Annotated in this window: 18 protein-coding genes; 9 read left to right on the top strand and 9 right to left on the bottom strand. The window is 43.1% G+C overall.

Annotated features, from left to right (window positions below):
- Nucleotides 1–3 precede the first annotated feature (3 nt).
- Both bchB and bchL read left to right on the top strand, forming a co-directional pair.
- Nucleotides 4–1,749: a ferredoxin:protochlorophyllide reductase (ATP-dependent) subunit B gene (bchB, locus tag H6G05_RS17400; RefSeq protein WP_322096388.1), complete on the top strand. Its 1,746-nt coding sequence runs from the start codon at nucleotides 4–6 to the stop codon at nucleotides 1,747–1,749.
- A 63-nt stretch (nucleotides 1,750–1,812) separates the two neighbouring features.
- Nucleotides 1,813–2,715, top strand: a complete 903-nt coding sequence (bchL, locus tag H6G05_RS17395; RefSeq protein WP_199310623.1) for a ferredoxin:protochlorophyllide reductase (ATP-dependent) iron-sulfur ATP-binding protein — start codon at nucleotides 1,813–1,815, stop codon at nucleotides 2,713–2,715.
- Nucleotides 2,716–2,752: 37 nt separating this feature from the next.
- On the opposite strand, the gene H6G05_RS17390 is transcribed toward bchL, so the two are convergent.
- Entirely contained in the window at nucleotides 2,753–3,340 is a 588-nt protein-coding gene (locus tag H6G05_RS17390; protein ID WP_242025604.1) for a GNAT family N-acetyltransferase, read from the bottom strand.
- Nucleotides 3,341–3,588: 248 nt separating this feature from the next.
- On the opposite strand from H6G05_RS17390, the gene hemF reads away from it, so the two are divergent.
- Complete coding sequence (gene hemF / locus H6G05_RS17385; protein ID WP_190579776.1) at nucleotides 3,589–4,611, top strand: oxygen-dependent coproporphyrinogen oxidase; 1,023 nt, start codon at nucleotides 3,589–3,591, stop codon at nucleotides 4,609–4,611.
- A gap of 29 nt (nucleotides 4,612–4,640) precedes the next feature.
- Here hemF and H6G05_RS17380 read toward each other — a convergent pair whose 3' ends face one another.
- Nucleotides 4,641–5,360 (bottom strand): Uma2 family endonuclease, encoded by a 720-nt coding sequence (locus tag H6G05_RS17380; RefSeq protein ID WP_190579773.1) that lies wholly within the window; start codon nucleotides 5,358–5,360, stop codon nucleotides 4,641–4,643.
- A 328-nt stretch (nucleotides 5,361–5,688) separates the two neighbouring features.
- Here H6G05_RS17380 and H6G05_RS17375 point away from each other — a divergent pair, with 328 nt between their 5' ends.
- The 3 genes from H6G05_RS17375 (at nucleotide 5,689) to H6G05_RS17365 (ending at nucleotide 8,212) form a co-directional block, all read left to right on the top strand.
- Nucleotides 5,689–6,390: an ABC transporter ATP-binding protein gene (locus H6G05_RS17375; RefSeq protein WP_190579771.1), complete on the top strand. Its 702-nt coding sequence runs from the start codon at nucleotides 5,689–5,691 to the stop codon at nucleotides 6,388–6,390.
- Between the two features lie 154 nt (nucleotides 6,391–6,544).
- Nucleotides 6,545–7,633 carry an AI-2E family transporter gene (locus H6G05_RS17370; protein ID WP_190579769.1) on the top strand — a complete coding sequence of 363 codons (1,089 nt, stop codon included), beginning with the start codon at nucleotides 6,545–6,547 and terminating at the stop codon, nucleotides 7,631–7,633.
- A gap of 258 nt (nucleotides 7,634–7,891) precedes the next feature.
- Nucleotides 7,892–8,212, top strand: a complete 321-nt coding sequence (locus H6G05_RS17365) for a slr1957 family protein (RefSeq protein ID WP_190579767.1) — start codon at nucleotides 7,892–7,894, stop codon at nucleotides 8,210–8,212.
- 193 nt (nucleotides 8,213–8,405) lie between these two features.
- Here the strand turns inward: H6G05_RS17365 and opcA are convergent, their stop codons facing one another.
- The 5 genes from opcA to H6G05_RS17340 all read right to left on the bottom strand — a co-directional run bounded on the left by opcA (nucleotide 8,406) and on the right by H6G05_RS17340 (nucleotide 14,041).
- The gene (opcA, locus tag H6G05_RS17360) at nucleotides 8,406–9,527 is read right to left on the bottom strand and encodes a glucose-6-phosphate dehydrogenase assembly protein OpcA (RefSeq protein ID WP_190579765.1); all 1,122 of its coding nucleotides are present in this window, start codon (nucleotides 9,525–9,527) and stop codon (nucleotides 8,406–8,408) included.
- Between the two features lie 69 nt (nucleotides 9,528–9,596).
- A complete protein-coding gene (zwf, locus tag H6G05_RS17355) occupies nucleotides 9,597–11,126 on the bottom strand; it encodes a glucose-6-phosphate dehydrogenase (RefSeq protein WP_190579762.1) in 1,530 nt (509 codons plus the stop codon).
- 476 nt (nucleotides 11,127–11,602) lie between these two features.
- Nucleotides 11,603–12,235, bottom strand: coding sequence for an RloB family protein (locus H6G05_RS17350; protein ID WP_190579760.1), 633 nt, complete (start codon nucleotides 12,233–12,235; stop codon nucleotides 11,603–11,605).
- Complete coding sequence (locus tag H6G05_RS17345; RefSeq protein WP_190579758.1) at nucleotides 12,228–13,514, bottom strand: AAA family ATPase; 1,287 nt, start codon at nucleotides 13,512–13,514, stop codon at nucleotides 12,228–12,230. The genes H6G05_RS17350 and H6G05_RS17345 overlap by 8 nt, the downstream gene beginning before the upstream one ends.
- Nucleotides 13,515–13,588: 74 nt before the next feature.
- A complete protein-coding gene (locus H6G05_RS17340) occupies nucleotides 13,589–14,041 on the bottom strand; it encodes a DUF29 domain-containing protein (protein WP_190579756.1) in 453 nt (150 codons plus the stop codon).
- A gap of 132 nt (nucleotides 14,042–14,173) precedes the next feature.
- Here H6G05_RS17340 and bchD point away from each other — a divergent pair, with 132 nt between their 5' ends.
- Nucleotides 14,174–16,225, top strand: coding sequence for a magnesium chelatase ATPase subunit D (gene bchD / locus H6G05_RS17335; RefSeq protein WP_190579754.1), 2,052 nt, complete (start codon nucleotides 14,174–14,176; stop codon nucleotides 16,223–16,225).
- Nucleotides 16,226–16,257: 32 nt separating this feature from the next.
- On the opposite strand, the gene H6G05_RS17330 is transcribed toward bchD, so the two are convergent.
- Nucleotides 16,258–16,932, bottom strand: a complete 675-nt coding sequence (locus H6G05_RS17330) for a Uma2 family endonuclease (RefSeq protein ID WP_190579752.1) — start codon at nucleotides 16,930–16,932, stop codon at nucleotides 16,258–16,260.
- 144 nt (nucleotides 16,933–17,076) lie between these two features.
- Between H6G05_RS17330 and H6G05_RS17325 the strand changes: the two genes are divergently transcribed.
- On the top strand, nucleotides 17,077–17,754 hold the full coding sequence (locus H6G05_RS17325) for a DUF2459 domain-containing protein (RefSeq protein WP_190579750.1): 678 nt from the start codon (nucleotides 17,077–17,079) through the stop codon (nucleotides 17,752–17,754).
- A 24-nt stretch (nucleotides 17,755–17,778) separates the two neighbouring features.
- Here H6G05_RS17325 and H6G05_RS17320 read toward each other — a convergent pair whose 3' ends face one another.
- Nucleotides 17,779–19,050 (bottom strand): glycosyltransferase, encoded by a 1,272-nt coding sequence (locus H6G05_RS17320; RefSeq protein WP_190579748.1) that lies wholly within the window; start codon nucleotides 19,048–19,050, stop codon nucleotides 17,779–17,781.
- 245 nt (nucleotides 19,051–19,295) lie between these two features.
- Here H6G05_RS17320 and H6G05_RS17315 point away from each other — a divergent pair, with 245 nt between their 5' ends.
- Nucleotides 19,296–20,090, top strand: a complete 795-nt coding sequence (locus H6G05_RS17315; protein ID WP_190579746.1) for an ABC transporter permease — start codon at nucleotides 19,296–19,298, stop codon at nucleotides 20,088–20,090.
- Nucleotides 20,091–20,252: the final 162 nt, after the last annotated feature.

Raw genomic sequence — 20,252 nt, 5'->3', positions numbered from 1 at the left:
TAATTGCTAATCGCTAACGGTCAAAAGCTAACCAACAAACTACCAATTACCCAATTTATGGAATTAACCCTCTGGACTTACGAAGGTCCTCCCCATGTGGGAGCGATGCGAATTGCAACTAGTATGGAAGGCGTGCATTATGTACTTCACGCACCACAGGGCGACACTTACGCCGATCTATTGTTTACGATGATCGAGCGACGCGATCGCCGTCCACCTGTAACCTATACGACTTTTCAAGCTCGTGATCTAGGCGGTGATACTGCGGAAATGGTCAAGACTTCAGTGCGTGATGCTTATGAAAGATTTAAGCCTCAAGTAATGTTGGTTGGCGAAAGCTGCACTGCTGAGTTGATTCAAGATCAGCCAGGTTCTCTCGCCAAAGGCATGGGCATCCCAATTCCGATTGTGAGTTTAGAATTGCCAGCTTATTCCAAAAAAGAAAATTGGGGCGCGAGTGAAACTCTATATCACTTAGTCCGCACTTTACTTTTGCCTGTTGTCCCTGCACCAAACACCCCAAGACCTAAGCGCGATCCCCATATTCGTCCGAAAGCTAATATCTTAGGACCAACAGCATTAGGCTTTAGGTGTCGTGATGATATTCGTGAAGTAATTAAGTTACTTGGGGAAATTGGCGTTGATGTGAATGTAGTCGCCCCGATGGGAGCAACACCAGATGACTTGATGCGGATTCCCGATGCTGACTTTAATATTTGTCTCTATCCTGAAATCGCTCTTACTACTTGTACATGGTTGACTCGCAGTTTTGCCCAACCAGTTGTCAAGATAGTGCCAATCGGTGTTGGCGCAACTCGTGACTTTATTGCGGAAATTGGTAAAGTAGCAGATATTGATGTTAGTCAAGCGTTGCAGCGATCGCAATCTGATACTTTAGGAAACTGGGATGCTGCAAGAGTATCATCAGCCTCCGAAGCTAATGCTTCCAGACTTCCTTGGTATTCGCGATCGGTTGACTCTACATATCTAACGGGTAAGCGCGTATTTATCTTTGGTGATGCGACTCATGCCTTAGCGGCAGCAAGAATTGCTACGGAAGAACTAGGCTTTACCCTTGTAGGTATTGGAACCTATAGCCGTGAATTTGCGCGAGAAGTACGCGAAGTAGCGAAAAAGCACGGACTCGAAGCCGTGATTAGTGATGATTATCTTGCTGTGGAAGCTAAAGTTGCTGAAGCCGCTCCAGAACTAGTGCTTGGCACTCAGATGGAACGACATATTGCCAAACGCTTGGGTATCCCTTGCGCGGTAATTTCTGCACCAATCCACGTTCAAGATGTACCTGCTCGTTATTCACCCCAAATGGGTTGGGAAGGTGCAAATGTGATTTTTGATAGCTGGGTGCATCCTTTGATGATGGGTCTAGAGGAGCATTTGATTGGGATGTTCCGTGAAGACTTCGAGTTTGCGGAAGGTCATATGAGCCATCTGCACACTGCGCCATCACAGGAGAATCGCCGCGAAACATTGACGACTGAGTCAGTGGGAGAAGCGATCGCTCTCACATCGACAGGTGCTGCTAATCAAGCCGTTCTTACGGCTGTGGAAGTGAATCAAGATTTGCAGGGAATTACTTGGAGCGCGGATGGTGAAGCTGAGTTGAAGAAGATTCCCTTCTTTGTACGCGGCAAAATCAAGCGCAATACTGAGAAATTTGCTAGCGATCGCGGTATCACTTCGATCACCGTAGAAACTCTCTACGAAGCAAAAGCAGCGATCGGGAAGTAATGGCTTTGGGCGCTTTGCGCCCAATGGAAGTTTATTAATGTAGTTGTTTTATAGGAGTTCATTTTGGCAGTTTTAACAGCGCATCCACCATCAATCACTAAATGTGAAGATGGAGAAGGTAGTGTTCAAGTACACCAAGACCCTGGAATGGTTATTGAGGGTGCTTTGGTAATCGCCGTCTACGGTAAAGGCGGTATCGGCAAATCTACTACTTCATCTAATCTATCAGCAGCATTCTCACATCTTGGCAAGCGCGTCCTCCAAATTGGGTGCGATCCTAAGCATGACAGCACTTTCACTCTTACCAAGAGAATGGTTCCGACCGTAATCGATGTTCTCGAAACCGTTGACTTCCATTCTGAAGAGTTACAAACTAATGACTTCATGTTTGAAGGCTATAACGGAGTCATGTGTATTGAAGCTGGTGGTCCCCCCGCTGGAACTGGTTGCGGAGGCTATGTCACAGGTCAAACCGTCAAACTTCTTAAGGAACATCATCTACTTGAAGATACTGATGTTGTGATTTTTGATGTATTGGGTGATGTGGTCTGTGGTGGCTTTGCTGCACCATTGCAACATGCTCATTACTGCTTGATCGTCACGGCAAATGACTTTGACTCCATCTTTGCAATGAATCGCATCGTCGCCGCGATTCAATCAAAAGCAAAAAATTATCGCGTTCGTCTTGGTGGCATTATTGCTAATCGTAGTGAAGGAACCGATCAGATTGACAAGTTCAACGATCGCGTTGGGCTAAAAACCTTGGCGCATTTCCGCACCGTTGATGCCATTCGTCGCAGTCGGTTGAAAAAATGCACAGTGTTTGAAATGGAGCCAGATCCTGAAGTTCTCGAAGTTCAGCAAGAATATCTCAAGCTGGCTAAAGGGATGCTGGAAAATGCTGAGCCACTATATGCTCAACCACTGAAGGATCGCGAAATTTTTGACCTCCTTGGTTTTGACTAATCATCACAAAAAGCCCTCGCTGAGCGAGGGCTTTTTATTAGAAATCTAGAGATCGCACGATCGCATACATCTTCACATCCCAAGGACGATTTTTAGTGAAAACATAATTATGCAAAATCCCTTCAAATTGCATTCCTACCTTCTCTAAAACCTTTGCAGAACCAATATTTTCTACAGCACAAAAGGCTTGAATTCTGAGTAATTGCATCACATGAAAGCCAAAAGCGATCGCTGCTTTTGCTGCCTCAGTCATTAATCCCTTACCCCAATAATCTCTTGCTAGCGCATATCCTAACTCAGCACGTCGATGAGTAGGTGTAGTGTGCAAACCACAAGTTCCAATCAGTTTGTTACTTTCTTTGTCAATTATTCCCCAATCCATACCTTTGCCAGAACGATATAGTTCAAAGACAATATTGTTTAAATAGGCATAGGTGTCATCAATTGATTGATGTGCTTCCCACAGGGTGTAATTAGCAACTTGGGGATCGCTCGCATAGGCAAAAATATCTTCGGCATCAGCGATCGTCAATTTCCGCAAGATGAGCCGAGGTGTTTGCAAAGTTAAAAATTGGTCTGGCAGATCTAGCATAGTTAATACCAAATCACAAAATGGTGTAGCCATTTTGTGACTTTAATTTAATAAGGAAGCAGATTTTGATGGCGCGGCTAAGCCGCGCCATCAAAATCTGCTTCCAGTTCCCAACTCTATAGATAGCTATAGGTTCGCGATCGCGATAAATTACTACACAATGCTTTACATTTCACCTAGGTATCACAGACTAAATGTAGAGTATTTATTAGTGATAAACGCTTATAAAAAAATCCTAAGTCCAAATCCCTGAAATATTAGTAAGTAGAAAGATAACGATTATGACTATCGCCCCTGTTGCTCCTAGCAAGGTTTTACTCAAAGTTCCTGTTGATTCTAAAACTCGCGTGAAACAGTTCATGCAAGGCTTACAAGACAGCATTTGCCAAGGTTTAGAGGAACTAGACGGCAAAGCCAAGTTTAAACAGGATCAGTGGGAGCGTCCTGAAGGTGGTGGCGGGCGATCACGTGTAATCACCGATGGTGACTATTTTGATAAGGGCGGCGTAAATTTTTCTGAGGTCTATGGCTCCCAGTTGCCTCCAGCCATTTTGCGCCATCACCCAGAAGTTGCAGGCGAAACTTTCTATGCAACGGGTACTTCGATGGTGCTACATCCTAAAAATCCTTACGCACCAACAGTACACCTGAACTATCGCTATTTTGAAGCAGGACCAATCTGGTGGTTTGGTGGCGGACTTGATCTCACACCTTACTATGGCTTTGCTGAAGATGCTAAGCATTTGCACAATACACTCAAAGATGCTTGCGATCGCCACAATCCTAATTACTATCCTGTGTTCAAGCAATGGTGTGATGATTACTTCTTCCTTAAACATCGCGGTGAGACTCGCGGCGTAGGTGGTATTTTCTTTGACTACCAAAATGGCGAAGATGGACTTTACAAAAATAGTAATGACTCCACAACGGCTCAAGTCATGAGTGACGAGATCGGTGATGTCCCTCGCACTTGGGAAGAGATTTTTGCCTTTGTTAATAGCTGCGGTAATTCTTTCTTGCCAGCCTATACGCCGATCGCCAATCGTCGTCGCAACATGGAATATGGCGATCGCGAAAAGCAATGGCAACTCTACCGTCGTGGACGTTATGTCGAATTTAACCTCGTCTACGATCGCGGCACAATTTTTGGTTTACAAACAAATGGACGCACTGAATCAATCCTGATGTCACTTCCTCCTCTTGTACGTTGGGATTACGATTATCATCCTGAACCTAATACCCCTGAAGCTGAACTGCACACAACTTTCTTGAAACCCCAAGACTGGGTTAATTGGCAAGTTTAATAAAAAAGCACCCCTTACGGGGTGCTTTTTTATTGGTTGGGGTCGATGCCTTGCGATCGCAAAATTTCCTCTAATCGCTCAGCTCTCTGGATAGCTTGTTCTTTAGCTAGACGTTCCTGTTCCTCTGGCAGTGGCACAATCTCACCATCAGCATTAAACCAGCGCAATTGGCTTTCTTGGATGCCCAAATACAATTCAAGCTGATCGCTCCATAGCAATCCTGAGTCAGTGGGGGGAATCGCCTCATATTTGCCATCAACTAGCTTAAATCCTGCGAATTCTAAACTATAGGGATCGAACCAGAAGTAATTCGGTAAGCGCCACACATCTTGATATAGCTGTTTCTTTTTGCCGCGATCCACTTTTGCGGTGGAGCTAGATAGTAATTCAATCACCAAATTGGGATATTTGCCACCTTCTCCCCATAACACCCAACTCTTGCGATCGCGCTTTTCAGCATCCATAACCACAAATACATCTGGCCCGCGAAAGTCCCTATTTTTTAACTGCTGCTCGTTGAAATAAACGGTGAGGTTGCCAGTAATGTAAACGTCTTGGCGATCGCGCCAATAGTATTTCAATAGGCGAATTAATAGATCAATCTGTTCACGGTGCAAATCACTTTCCAATTCTGGCTCATCACTTTCTAAATCAGTTGGTGGACATTTAATCTCATCAATTAGCTCTTCATCAATCTCACTGACCAGATTTTCACTAACCGATGGTGGGTTGACAGTCAAAAGAACCATTGCAAGTCTCCACAGCAATATTTGATTTAGTATAACTTAGACAACAGTGCTAAAAAGGTGTGCATAGGTGCATCGTGCCGCCTATACCTACCTACAGCTATTTGCGCTCAAACCCAAACCAAGAGAGATTTTGAAAGCGTTGCGAAGCAACGCTTTCAAAATCTCTCTTGTGGCTCGTTTGCTCGGCAATTGCAGTAATACCAATTCACGAAAGTGTGACAACACTTTTGTGAATTGAAAACCAAACCCTGTAAGGGTTTTAAAAACACAAAATGGCTACGCCATTTTGTGTTTTGGTATAAGACTAAACTTGGGAGATTAAGGATCGGTGTTAGAAATCAACAACCTTAGTGTTAACTATGGCGGAATTCAGGCTTTGCAAGATGTGAGCTTGACTGTCAATGAGGGAGAAGTTGTCACTTTAATTGGGGCAAATGGTGCGGGTAAAACTACAACTTTACGCACAATTTCACGATTAGTATCTCCGCGATCGGGACAGATACTCTACAGCGGCAAAAATATTACAAACCTAAGACCCGATCAAGTGGTACAAGCTGGCATCGCCCATAGTCCAGAGGGGCGTAGAGTGCTAGCCAGACAATCGGTTTTAGATAATTTGGAGTTAGGGGCTTTTTTACGCAGCGATCGCTGGGGAATTAAAGCTGATATCGAAAAGCAATTTCAGATTTTTCCGAGACTAGGTGAACGTCGCGATCAACTCGCAGGAACCTTAAGTGGTGGTGAACAACAAATGCTAGCGATCGCCCGTGCGGTGATGAGTCGCCCCAAGTTATTGCTATTAGATGAGCCAAGTTTAGGGCTAGCACCGCAAATTGTGCGCGAAATTTTTAAAACTATTGTTAATCTCAACCAAGATGGGGTCACGATTTTATTAGTTGAGCAAAATGCCACCTTGGCTTTGCAACATGCAAATCGCGGCTATGTGATGGAGTCGGGAGTGATCACCATTGAGGGGCAAGCGTCAGACCTCTTAGTTGATGAAAGGGTTCGCCAAGCTTATTTAGGATAAAACCCAAAATAAGCTTGGTGGTGCTTCGCACCACCAAGCTTATTTTGGGTTTTGTTTTTTGATCTTTGTAGGAAACTTTTAGTGAATTTGTGTTTTATCCAACACTTTTAGCGCACAATTTTAAGTAGATACCTAGCGCGTCACATTGTTCCGTATGATTGAGACCCTCAATAAGTTGCCTCGTTGGTTTTCACTGGGCTTGACTTTCCCGTTAATTTTTTTGAACGGTTGGTTATTGCTATTGCTTGGTCGAGAATTGCAACCCTTGGTCAGTATTCTCATTACAGCGACAGTGATTTCGTTTTTGCTAGATTATCCTATTCGCTTCCTGATCAAACTCAAGGTCAAGCGGGGTATTGCCGCAGGCATCGTAATTCTGATCTTTTTTATGCTGCTTAGCACTTTAGCGATTTTTCTTGTGCCTTTGATTTTGGCGCAGGCAAATGAATTAATCGTGCGTTTACCTGAATGGATTAAGTCGGGTCAGCAGCAGCTCCAAACTCTTGAAACTTGGGCGATCGCCCAGCAGTTACCGATCGATATTAGTAGCACCTTTAATCAACTCATCGAAAAGTTAACGGGTGTCTTGCGATCGCTGACCAGTCAACTTTTTAGTATTGTCTTTGGTGCGATCGGTAGTCTTGTAAATATCTTCTTGACCTTGATATTTTCAATTTTTCTCGTTTTGCGTGGCTCATTTTTGTGGAATGGTTTGCTAAGTTGGCTACCCCCGAAATGGAACGATCAAGTTCGGAATTTATTGCCCCGTAATTTTGAGCGTTTTATTGTTGGACAGGTAACTTTAGCAACGATCCTCGGTGTGTCGCAAACTACCGCCATGCTAATTTTAGGGGTTCCTCTTGCCCAACTATTTGGCTTTGGTATTGGCATTGCCAGTTTGATTCCCCTTGGTGGTTCCAGCACGATTATTACCGTTAGCCTATTAATTGCCCTACAAAATTTTTGGCTTGGAGTCAAGGTGTTATTGGTCGCTGTAGCAATAATTCAAATTGTGGAGAATGTACTCGGTCCTCGAATTGTTGGCGAGTTAACGGGATTAAATCCTGTTTGGATGCTGATTTCTCTTGATATTGGCTTTAAGTTAAATGGTGTACTTGGCTTATTGGTAGCTGTGCCGATCGCAGGTTTTATCAAAGGTACTTTCGACACAATTCGCGGCGTTAACAGCCCGCCTACTATTGAGGCGAGTCCTGAAGCTCATACAGAAGTTTCAATTAAATGAGTAATACCAAAGCAAAAAATGGCTACGCCATTTTTTGCTTTTAAAACCCTTACTGGGTTTGGTTTTTAATTCACAAAAGTGTTGCCACACTTTCGTGAATTGGTATAAGAGGATGCAAGGCATACTACATACTTTAAGTTTTTGTAACTTATGCCCCAATTATTGGATATCCTGTTAACCTAAGTAAAAGAAACATGAGTAGCAATCAAGCGCCGCTCATGTTTCTCTATTTAGAGAACTACTGAATAATTTGTGCATATGAAGCGTTTTCGGGATGAATGGATTGATGAATGGTGTCAAGAAAATGGTTGGACTGATCTATTTGTAGAACGTTGCTGTAATTACTGGGCCTTTCCACCTAGTTCTGTAATGCCATTGCCAATTCCTAACGATACTCTTCGAGCCATTAAAAATGCCAAAGGAATGAGTGATGATGAAAAGACTTGGACATTTGCCGCGATCGCCATTTCTTGTCTAGCATCAATCTTTTGCTTTATCCTCAAAAATCCCTTGCCGATTACCTGTGCATTTGGCTGTGTAGCCTTTATCGTGGGACAACTAGAAATAGAAGAGTTTTAATAGAGGTCAATAGAGATGCAAAATACCTCTATCTATATCAGTAAAAATCATAAAAAAAGCTCGCTGATGCGAGCCTTTTTTTTATATAGCTGTAGTCAAGTGTATTAGGACAAATCAAAACCAGAAGGGAGTGGCGGCGCTTCCCGCCGCCACTCTCTTCTGGGGTTTTATGTCCTAACAAGAATGGCGACAACTATAGTGCGAGTATTTTGGCTACGAGTGCAAGGCTTTCTTCGTAGAGAGCCTCTCTACCCCAACGCTGTAGCTGTTGACCCAGCAGAGTGTCAGCACTTTGATCAGACAAAGGTGATACTTGATGCACACGGTAGTTTTGCGCTCCACCACCAGCTTCCATCCGCATACAGCCAGTAGATTCCGAACAAAATACATTACAAGCATCAGTGTTTTGATTAGAGGCTGTCAAGCGCAAACCAATCAGATCGCCAACTACTTCACCTACATCACCAATGGGGATCGCCGCTAATTCAGCTTTAACTTGGATATGGTTACGACCTTCAAAAATAATATGTTGAATGTCGTAGTCACCACCCTCAGAAGTGCGCTCGATTGGTTCCCACTCTAGACGACTGGCAATCCAGCCCAGAAACATGAGAGCCTGAGTACTGTTACCACGTTCGTAATCAATGGTGATCCCATCAATTTCCCATACAGCTGCACGGCGATCGGGTTGGTCAAATGCTTGAGCAGTCAACTCTTGCCAAGGTGCAAGACGTTGCCAATTCAAATCTGCAATTTGCGTACCCACTTTGATCATGCCTTGCACTTTGAGTAAGTCTGCCTCAGAATTGGCAAAAGTAGCTGAGTCCATAATTAAGCGATTGCTTAAATTAACTAGCTTCTCAAACATGCGCGTATTTGGCGCAGGACTATCTTTCCACCATAGAAAAACAGGTAGATCGGGGATCAGTAACTCTGGAAGAATGCTATGTACGCGATCGAAAGCTCGTTTCGCGCCAGTGAGAGTGATGTATTCACCACAAATTAAGGAGCTACGGCTTTTTTGAATTGGGCAGTAGGCTGCTACTTGTGCGGATATACCTTGATCTTCTTCATCAAGAGTTACCAAATCGACGACTCGACATGGACTCTGAGAAACGATCGCATCAACGGAAGCCATTCGTGATGCTGCGCCAATGGTTTCTGGTTCGTACACTAACAGATTAAATGTAGTAGCACGGGCTGCTGAATTTTCGCCATAGGACTGCCAGATTTTGCTTAGCTCTGCTTCGACTTGAGATACCGAGACATCTTTGGGAGCTTGCAAAGATACAACGGAAGTTGCTTGCGTATTCATAATTTTGTTGAATCAACACCGTTTATATTGATCTTAAATAATTTGGCAATGCCAAATTATTTAAGGTGGTTATAGTCGTCGCCACTGCCGCCCATCACGTTCGATCAGTTGTTCAGCTTCAGATGGGCCCCATGTCCCCGCTTCGTATTGGGGAACAACTATGGGATCATTGGGCATTTCCCAAGCTGTAAGTGCTGGTGTCACCACTTTCCAAGCAGCTTCCACTTCGTCACCGCGTGTAAATAAGGTCTGATCGCCCAACATACAGTCTAGCAACAAGCGATCGTAAGCATCGGAGCCTTCGATACCAAAGGTTTTGCCATAGCCAAAGTCCATGTCCACCGATCGCGATCGCAGGTCAGCCCCTGGCATCTTTGCCTCGAACTTTAGGGCAATGCCCTCGTTGGGTTGAATCCTTAGGGTCAGCACGTTTGGTGATACCTGTTTAGCTGCTGACTGAAACAGTAAATAAGGCACATCACGAAATTGAATTGCAATTTCACTGACTTTTTTCGGCATCCGTTTGCCAGTTCGCAAATAGAAAGGAACGCCTTGCCAACGCCAGTTATTGACTTCAAACTTCATTGCCACATAGGTTGGCACTAACGAATCAGGATTAACATTTGGCTCGCGGCGATAGCCTTGTACCTGTTTTCCCTTCATCCAGCCCTCGCTATACTGCGCCCGCACTGCCGATCTGTCTAACCTTCTGGTGTCAGCAAGTCGAGTAGCCTGAATTACCTTCACCTTCTCATTGCGAAGAGAATCTGCATCCATGGAATTTGGTGGTTCCATTGCGGTTAAGCAGAACAGTTGCATCAAATGGTTCTGCAACATATCCCTGAGCGCTCCCGAGTTTTCGTAATAGCCCGCCCGATCTTCAACGCCAACGGTTTCAGCAACCGTAATTTGGATGTGATCGATAAACTGGCGATTCCATAGTGGCTCAAAAATAGCATTAGCAAATCTCAGTACCAAAAGATTCTGGACTGTTTCTTTGCCTAAATAATGGTCAATACGATAGATCTGTTTTTCATCACAAGATTTCTGCACAACCCGATTCAGGTCTTGACATGATGACAAATCACGTCCGAAGGGTTTCTCAATTACCACTCGCGTTTTTTGGGCATTTTTAATCATGCCGGCCTGACCCAACTTTTCGATCGCATCGGTAAAGTAATTGGGCGAAACAGCTAAATAAAAGACGCGATTACCACGAGTACCTCTTTCTTTATCAATTTGCCCCAAAAACTCATCAAGTTTGCGGTAATCATCAAGGTTGCTCATGTCAAGCGATTGATAATATAAGCCTTCAGCAAAATCGTCCCAAATTGCTTCGGCTCCAATACCCACGGAGAACTTTTCTACGCCCTCACGCATTTGCTCTCGGAAGTAGTCATGGCTCCAAGGTCGGCGTGCGACACCCACGATCGTGAGTTCGGGCGGTAGGCGACGTTGCTGTTTGAGGTGATAGATTGCAGGAACTAGCTTGCGGATCGTCAAGTCACCCGACGCACCAAAGATTACCAGAATCGATGGCTCAGGTGTTCTTTCTTGCTGTAAACCAACCCGTAAGGGATTTTCGAGTATTTGTACCACAGGCTCGGTTGTTGAACGCTAGCTAGATTCTAGCCAATATATTCATTTTTCCAACAATATCGTCTGTTTTCCTTTAGGATCACTGGGCTAATTGTGGGGTTTTCTGGGTTGCAGGTGCTAAACATCACAAAACTGAGTTTGATGAAAACATGACAATTAAATTTTCAAACGTCAGAAAAGCTCTCGGTAATGATAAAGCACAAAATTGCGTAGCAATTTTGTGCTTTTAAAGACCTGAATGGTTTTTAGTCTTAATTCATGAAAGTGTTGCAACACTTTCATGAATTGGTATCAAATCTAAATGGCTAGGTACGGTTGAGCTAGAGTTTTCGCCGAAAAATGCAGATGATGTGAGTCCCCTTGGAATCCGTTTGCAATATACTCGCGCCTCAGTAAATAATCTGGACTACAACACAGTCTTGAGTTGGCTTTCCCCCTAGTTCCTCTTCTTGCAAAGGAGAGGGTAACAGGAAAAATCAGTTACCTAATTTCAAAAGCATTTCGACTAATTGCGATATTCCGCTACAGCAGGGATTTGAGTATTCAGGCAAGCTGTCACGCTTGGCTAGTTCATCAAGTTTATTGGCATTCTTGATCGCATCTTTAGTCCGCACCTTTAGCTCTTTTTGATAGTAGCATCGGGCTTTGTCATAATCGGGAATATGCTGTTTTAAGCGTTCCTTTGCTTTGTCTCGCGCAATAGTAGCTGAGTGATCTTGAAAATGGATAAGATACCAAAACTCAATACTGGGATTGGTAATCGCAAGATTAATTTTTTGACTTTTAGCAATTTGAATAGCTTGACACCAGTTGGGGCGATTATTGGCGATATGTTCATCCCCATCAAAGACTGCCCAAGCGGAATCTTGATCATCAAACCAAGTCTTTTCACGTTTTTTATCTTTTCTGGCTTCTAATACCGCGTTTACAACACTAAGTGGATCGGTTCCATCGTGAGGGAGTATCAAAACTTGTACGGTAGTAAGACGTAGATCTTGACGAATTGCATTGAAATATTTTGGTTCTGTTTGTTTACCTTCACAAGCTATCAAAATCTTTTTGCCAATTGTTCTCGTTGAAGCATTTCTTTTAAAAGAAGGTTTAGCCATTATCCTCACCTACTGGCATAAAGTCATCTTCATCAGAGATAAACGGAACTGCTCCAAATCTTCCATCTAAATATGCTTTATCTATCGCTAGATCATTACGCACTTTAAAATCGCTAAGTGGATATAGTTCTGTACTTTGGTCAGGACGCTTCTGCGTAAACCAAATCTGATCGCGCCGTAACAAGTTATTTCTCTGTAAAGTATTATCGTGACTAGTAAAAATTAGCTGGGTTCTATTTCGATTGGTTTTAGAACTTTGAAATGTTTTTATGATTTCACGAATTATATTTGGATGAATATTTGCACCTATTTCATCAAATATTGCAAGATCTTTACCCCTCAATATAAGGTATATATTGCAGGCTAAATTGAATAACTTTTGGGTTCCTGTAGATTCTTCTTCAAACTTCCAACTAAGAATTTCACCTTGGGTTGTCTTGTGAAAAGCTTGGATATCTAGATCATTATTTGCATTCTTTTTTATTTGAATATCATACAAACCAGTATCAAATTTAAACAGTAGATTTTTTGTATTTTCTAGTACCAATGAAAATGATAGATTCTCATTATTGCTTAACGACCATACTGCATCAATCAAAATATCATGATATATATTAGAACTTAATTTATTGGTCAAAACACTTGATTCCAACCAAAATGCAAAACGTTCAACTGATTTAATTTCTAATTTTGAGAAAAGGCTAGTAAAAGGTTCACGTTCATGTATATTTTTTTCGAGTTGAATATGCGATCCTTTAAAATACGAACCATTTTTCCACTCAAATTTTTGATGTTCTTCATTCCAAGAGCGAGAGTACAAAAGCCGATTTTGTTTTGTAGAGGCTAAGGCATATTCTAGTTTTTCGGAAAGTATTCGATTACTATTTAAGATTAAAGAATAAATGTATATCGTTCCATCAATTACAATGCGAAGCCTAAAACAACTTGGACTTTCTCTGCTTTGTTGATCTAGTTTAAAAGGTATTAATTCTGTTCCGTGATCATAATTACCCTCGGACATAAATTTGAGCAAATAATTTAAAGCTTTTAAAATATTGCTTTTACCTGAAGCGTTAGCACCAAAAATTGCGATAACTGGTAGAACATCAATATCCCAACCCTCAACATGAAAAGGCTGAGCAATTTCATCATCGGACTTAACTCGACGACGGCTCTCACTATTATTAGCTTTAGACTTGCTCTTATTCGCCGCAACAGCACTAAGCGTTTCCGCGCCCTTAATTGAGCGAAAGTTCTCTACAGTAAAGTCTAAAAGCATAATTTTTTACTCAAAAGGCAAAAATACGTGAATAATTCACGCAAATAATATTGTAACAACCTTAAAGCACCTAATTAAGTTAAATCATCATCTTCCCAAATTGTATATCTTTGTTCAAAAACCTCTTCCCAACTTAGCGCCGTGATTTCGGCTTTCTTGCCCATCTCATCCCTAGCATCCTGTTTCGCCGCCAGAAAACACTTGTCCCAAATCGAATTTAAAAAATCTCTATTCAGACTTGGCATCTCTCGCTGACTTTCCGCAATCTCACGCCGCGCCGAACGGATCGAAATTACCCAACTAGCACTACGTTTTTCAGGTTGACATTTCCACTTAATCACATGCAACATCAGCCGAGTTAGCTGACTACTTACCCCCCTCTTTTCAGATCGCCCCATTGACTCCTCTAAACACTCCAAAAGGCTGTAGGCTTCAGTCATCTGTCCCTCTTGCAACAATTGCTTTGCTGTCACCACTGCTAGATATGGCGACTCAAACACCAGATTATCCCATGTTGTTTTTGCCATGACTGCTTATATTCTTAACTGAGTGAGCCAGATCTAAATCTTAGCTTAGACTACTAAACGCTATAATTGACCCGAAGCTTAAAATTTCATTTCCTAAAACTTTTATATTTTCAAACCTAATAACTCGATCGCATGGTATCTTCGCCGCCCACCAACCCAACCACTAACAACACTTACACCCCTATCACATTTCCCCTTGCGGCTGTAGTCGGTCAAGAAGCGATTAAAACTGCTTTACTGCTAGCAGCGATCGATCCTGCGATCGGTGGTATTGCCCTCGCAGGTAGACGCGGCACAGCAAAATCCGTCCTTGCGCGTGGGATTCATGCCCTCTTGCCCCCCATCGAAGTCGCCGTTGAGTCTCTGAGTAACTGTGATCCAACTAAGCCCGACACATGGGACGATGCTCTAGTCAAGGCAATGAAGGATAAAGACAAGAGTGAAATTGTCACTAAAGTTATTCCTGCACCATTCATCCAAATTCCATTGGGAATTACCGAAGATCGGCTGATTGGTTCTGTGGATGTAAGTCGCTCGGTGCGCGAAGGTCAGACTGTATTTCAACCAGGGATTTTAGCAGAAGCCCATCGCGGCGTTCTCTATATTGATGAGATTAATTTACTCGATCCCCAAATATCTAATTTACTGCTTTCCGTTCTCTCTACAGGCTATAACCAAGTCGAACGCGAAGGCATCAGCTATCAACATCCTTGTCAACCTTTACTGATAGCCACCTATAACCCTGAAGAGGGCATTTTAGGCGAACATCTGATGGATCGGATTGCGATTAATCTTTCGGCTGATGGAGTTCTCTCACTCGATCAACGAGTGGAAGCAGTGGATATGGTGTTGGGCTATGCCAATTCTCCTGAAGCCTTTTTGAGTAGCTATGACTCGGATATTGACGATCTGCGAACACAGATTATTTTGGCGAGAGAATGGCTCACTGATGTGACGATTTCTAGGGCGCAGATTCAATACTTAGTTGCAGAAGCTGTGCGGGGTGGAGTGCAAGGACATCGTGCTGAGTTGTTTGCTTTGCGGGTTGCCAAGGCGGCGGCGGCGTTGGAAAGTCGCACTCAAGTTAATGCTGATGATTTGCGTCAAGCGGTGGAATTGGTAATCGTGCCGCGATCGCCTCTTTCTCCTGAGCAACAACAGCCCGAACAACAACAGCAACAACAAGCACCTCCTCCTCCTCCCAATCAAGACGATGGCAAACAGGAACAGGACGATAATCAAGAGGATCAGGAACAAGATCAAGAGCAGGAAGATGAATCTCCTGAAATCCCTGAAGAGTTTATCTTCGATCCCGAAGGTGTAATTCTCGATCCTGAAGTTCTCTTCTTTGCTCAGTCGATGCAAAAGCAGGGGAGATCGGGTACGCGCAACCTAATCTATTCTCAAGAGCGTGGGCGTTACATCAAGCCAGTTTTACCTCAGGGCAAGAGCGATCGCATTGCCGTTGATGCCACCCTCCGCGCTTCAGCTCCTTATCAAAAAGCGCGAAGATTGCGTCAGCCCCATCGCAAAGTGATCGTTGAGGATGTGGACATCAGAGCGAAGAAGTTAGCACGTAAGGCGGGAGCGCTGACGATTTTCTTGGTGGATGCATCGGGATCGATGGCACTCAATCGGATGCAGTCGGCTAAGGGTGCAGCTTTGCGGATGTTGACTGATAGCTATCAAAACCGTGACCAAATTTCGCTAATTCCCTTTCGAGGAGAAAAAGCCGATGTATTGTTGCCGCCCACCCGTTCCATTGAGGCAGCACGTCGTCGTCTTGATACGATGCCCTGTGGTGGTGGTTCGCCGCTAGCGCATGGCTTAACGCAGGCTGTGCGGGTGGCGATGAATGCTAGGCAGTCGGGCGATGTTGGTTCAGTGACGATTGTGGCGATTACGGATGGGCGCGGCAATGTGCCTTTAGCGCGATCGCAAGGTGAACCCATCGATCCTGAAAACAAGCCTGATATCAAAGCCGAATTAATCGATATTTGTCGTAAGATTCGGGCTTTGAATTTGGGGCTGTTGGTGATCGATACGGAAAATAAATTCGTATCTACGGGATTTGCCAAGGAACTCGCCGCCGCAGGTGGTGGTAAGTATTACCATTTGCCCAAGGCTACCGATCAAGCGATCGCGAATGTCGCTCTCAGTGCGATCGCCGATCTGCGTAACTAAAAAAGAAAGGGTGCAAAGCACCCTTTCTTTTTTTATGGCTCAATTCCTAATTCTCTAAGTTTTGCCGCAAGGCGATCGGCACGTTGTTTTTCTGCTTCAGCACGTTGACGCTCCTTTGCTAGCAAATCTTGGATTTCGGTATAATTTAAGAAAGGATTACCGTCAGCATGAAACATTTTTAAGGTTTCATCATTAATTTCAAACTGAATTCCTAATCTAGGGCTTTGCCAACCACGAACAATAACGAGAGGCGCTAGACTGTCACCCTGTCTTAGCCATACTAATAAGCGATTAGCTTCGTAGTCATAAATATAATACTCTTCCACTCCATAGCGATCATAGAATAGGAGTTTCTTATCCATTTCTTCTTGAGTATTAGAGGGAGAGAGAATCTCAAATACAACTTGTGGAGGAATATTATCTTCTAACCATTGTTTGTAAGAGCCTCGATGTCCTCTTGGTCTACCGATCGCCACCATGACATCAGGAGCAGTCGAGAGATCATTGCGTCCTTGGACGGGATACCATAACAAATCACCTGCAACAAAAATCTTCAGATCACTATTTTGATTTTGACTAAAAAACCAGTCAAGATTTTCTTTGATTGTGACAATCCAAATGAAATGCGTTGTATTGCTTGCCATGGGCTGACCATCGCTTTCAGGGTAAATAATTTCAGTTGATGGGATGGTTAGCTGCGAAACCATAGCACAACTCCATAAAAAGATAATTGACTTATTTTAACATTACGCTAACTTTTAGGATGGGCAGCGCTTTGCGCTGCCCATCCTAAAAGTTAGCATGAACACATTATGATAATTGGAGCATAGACAATATTTTTAAAATTGCCCATGACCCGTAAGCAGAAAACTGCAATATTTCTAGGAATATTACTGGGGATTTTGATCGCGATCGCCAGTTATTTTCTCTATTGTCCTAGTCCAACTGTGGGTTTATTTCCGCCTGCACCCAATGCCAAAACTCGCACAATTTATTTTGTCCAACATGAATGGCATTCGGGCTTAGCATGGGCGCAACAGAGAGGAGAAACTTTTGGTGCGGAAGAATGGAAAGATTCTCCCTATGTGGAAGTGGGATGGGGCGATCGCCAGTTTTATTTTGCGGGTGATCAGTCTATTCCTTCGATGCTGCGAGCTGTGTTCATTCCATCGGATAGCGTCATGCATGTGACAAGCTTTGCAGAAGCACCTGAGAAATTTTTTAAATTTCCTATTTTGCCGATAGAGCTATCAGAGGCGGGATTTCAAAATTTATTTGCTCATGTGAAGCAGACCTTTGCAGTTAATGAGAAAGGCGAACGCTTAGCAGCGATCGGCAAAGGTCAATATGGCGTGAGTAACTTCTATGCGGCTGTGCCGAGATATTTCTCCGCTTTTAATTGCAATACCTGGGCTGCCGAGGCGTTACGCAATGGAGGAGTTTCTGTATGTCCTAATCGCGCTGTATTAGCAAAAAATCTTGGTGAGCAAATCAAATCCTTACAAAAAGCAGGTAAGGGCAATTCATGAATTGCCCTTACCTGCTTTTTGCCCTTAAGTGAATTCTTTTAATGCCGATCGCAATATTTTCGTAGTTTCATAATTATGTTGCTGCTCGTGGAGTTGGATTGCTCTTGTGAACGAGGCGATCGCTTCTGGGAAATCGCCTCTTTTCATCAGCACAACACCTAAATTTTGATGTGCCTCAGCATAGTTCGGTTCGAGGGCAATTGCTTTTTGGTAGGCAGCGATCGCATCGGTCAAACGTCCTGATGTTTTGAGCGAAATTCCGTAATTAAAATGTCCTTGGGCGAAGTTAGGAGCGATTTGAGTCACCTTTTCAAAATAGGCGATCGCTTCTTTTTGTTGATGTTCTTGATAGATATTGCCTAGATTGAGATAAGCCGAAAGCTTCACAAGATTAGGAACATCTAGGGCAATCACCTGCTCATAGGCAGTCTTGGCTAATTCCCAATCGGCATTTTGGTGATAGGCAAGCCCTAAATGGTAATTTAATTCACAGCGAATTAAATTTTGTTGATCGGCATCCTCAAGTAAAGCTAATCCCTTTTGTAATAGCTCAATTCCTAAATGGCGATCGCGATCTTGAGGACTACTAATGTACAAAGCCCCCAGTTTGTTGAGCATATAGCTATCATCGGGAAATGCTTCCAAATGTTTGTGCATCAACTGTTTAGAAAACTCATACTTATGCTTAAGTTGAATTTCGCTATCCGTATAGCCGTAATGCAGTAAAACTGGAACTTCTATATTTAGTACTTGCCAATGAGGTTCTTTAGTTTGTAAGGATACTACTGATTGATCGATGGATTCATGATAGAGTCCCGTAAAAGTAAGCGCAGGATGATTGCGAAATAGGCGTAATACTAAGGAATAGGGGGATTGCTTTGCTTCTATTTCCGATCGCAAAAGATTGACCGCTAAACAATCATCCCGCTGCATCACCTCTTGCAAAGTAGCGATCGCGTTTTGCTGCAAAACTTCGTCAGCATCAATGACTAAAATCCATTTACCCTTAGCCTTTGCGATCGCATAGTTCCGCGCCTGTGAGAAATCATCACACCACTCAAAATGAAATACTCGCGCCTGATATTTCTTGGCGATCATAACTGTGCGATCGCTTGATCCCGTGTCAACGACAATAATCTCATCGGCAATTGCTTTTAAACTCTCCAAGCATTTTGGTAAGCGCTGCTCCTCATTTTTGACAATCAAGCAGGCACTTAACTCGATGGATATTGGCGATCGGGCAAATCCTTTCTTGACAGATTTAGCTACGGGTTTAGATGTTTGGGTACGGGACATTGAGCATCACATTTGAGAATCTCAGGAAAAATTTTAAAAGCTCTACTTCGCAGAGCTTTTAAAATTTTTCTAGGTTTGGTTTGCAACGTAAAGTACCGTAATTATACCAATTCACAAAAGTGTGACTACACTTTTGTGAATTGAAAAGCAAACTCAGCAAAGGTTTTAGAAACACAAAATGGCATAGCCATTTTGTGTTGTGGTATTACGGGTTAGGATATTTATCTTAACAGTTGAACTGACCTATGCAGCTTAGATATATATTGCGCGTTACGACGACTTTATTTGCCACTTACTACGCCTATATGCTCGAATATCGGGCTGAACTTTTCATCTGGTTATTATCTAATTCTTTACCATTTATTTTAATGGGAGCATGGCTAAAAGCATCAGAAACTGGCAGCTTCGGTTTCACAGCTTTAGAGTTTATTCGTTACTTCTTAGCCGTGTTTATAGTGCGTCAATTCAATATTGTTTGGGTGATTTGGGACTTTGAGAGAGAACTGCTTTCAGGACAGCTTTCCCATCGTTTATTACAACCAATAGATCCATTTTGGCATCACTTGATCAATCACATTGCGGAACGTTTTGCCAGACTGCCAATGCTAGTAGTGCTGATTGCTCTATTTTTTGTGCTCTATCCGCAATCCTTCTGGGTTCCATCATGGTCAACGGGTTTGATGGCAATATTCATTGTCACGATCGCCTTCTTGTTGAGATTCCTGATCCAATATACCTTTGGACTTTTATCATTTTGGACTGAGCGTGCAAGTGCGATCGAGCAACTTTGGTTTTTAGCCTATATATTTTTATCAGGAATCATTGCTCCTTTGGATGTATTTCCGCCGCTAGTGCGCGATATTGTCCTGTGGACTCCTTTCCCTTATATGGTGTATTTTCCTGCGGCGCTTTTGGTGGGAAAGGCGATCGCTGTTTGGCAAGGAATTGGCATCATGGCAGGATGGATGGCTATCTTTTTTGTAGCCAATCGTTGGCTATGGCGTAAGGGAATACAACAATATTCTGGTATGGGAGCCTAAATGTGTTTCTCTCGCTACGCGAGAGAAACACATTTATAGCAATGTAAGAAATAGCTAGGACCTAAGTACAGGACAAAAATTTAATGGAGTTGAAGAAAGCCTCGGAATTGAGATGAAGGTCAAAGATGAAGTGACGCAGGAAATCAAAACCACGACGAAAAA

The organism is Phormidium tenue FACHB-1050, assembly GCF_014696925.1.
Taxonomy (GTDB): domain Bacteria; phylum Cyanobacteriota; class Cyanobacteriia; order Pseudanabaenales; family Pseudanabaenaceae; genus Pseudanabaena.
Note: the sequence above shows the minus strand (reverse complement) of the source record. Positions and strands in the feature narration are given on the sequence as shown.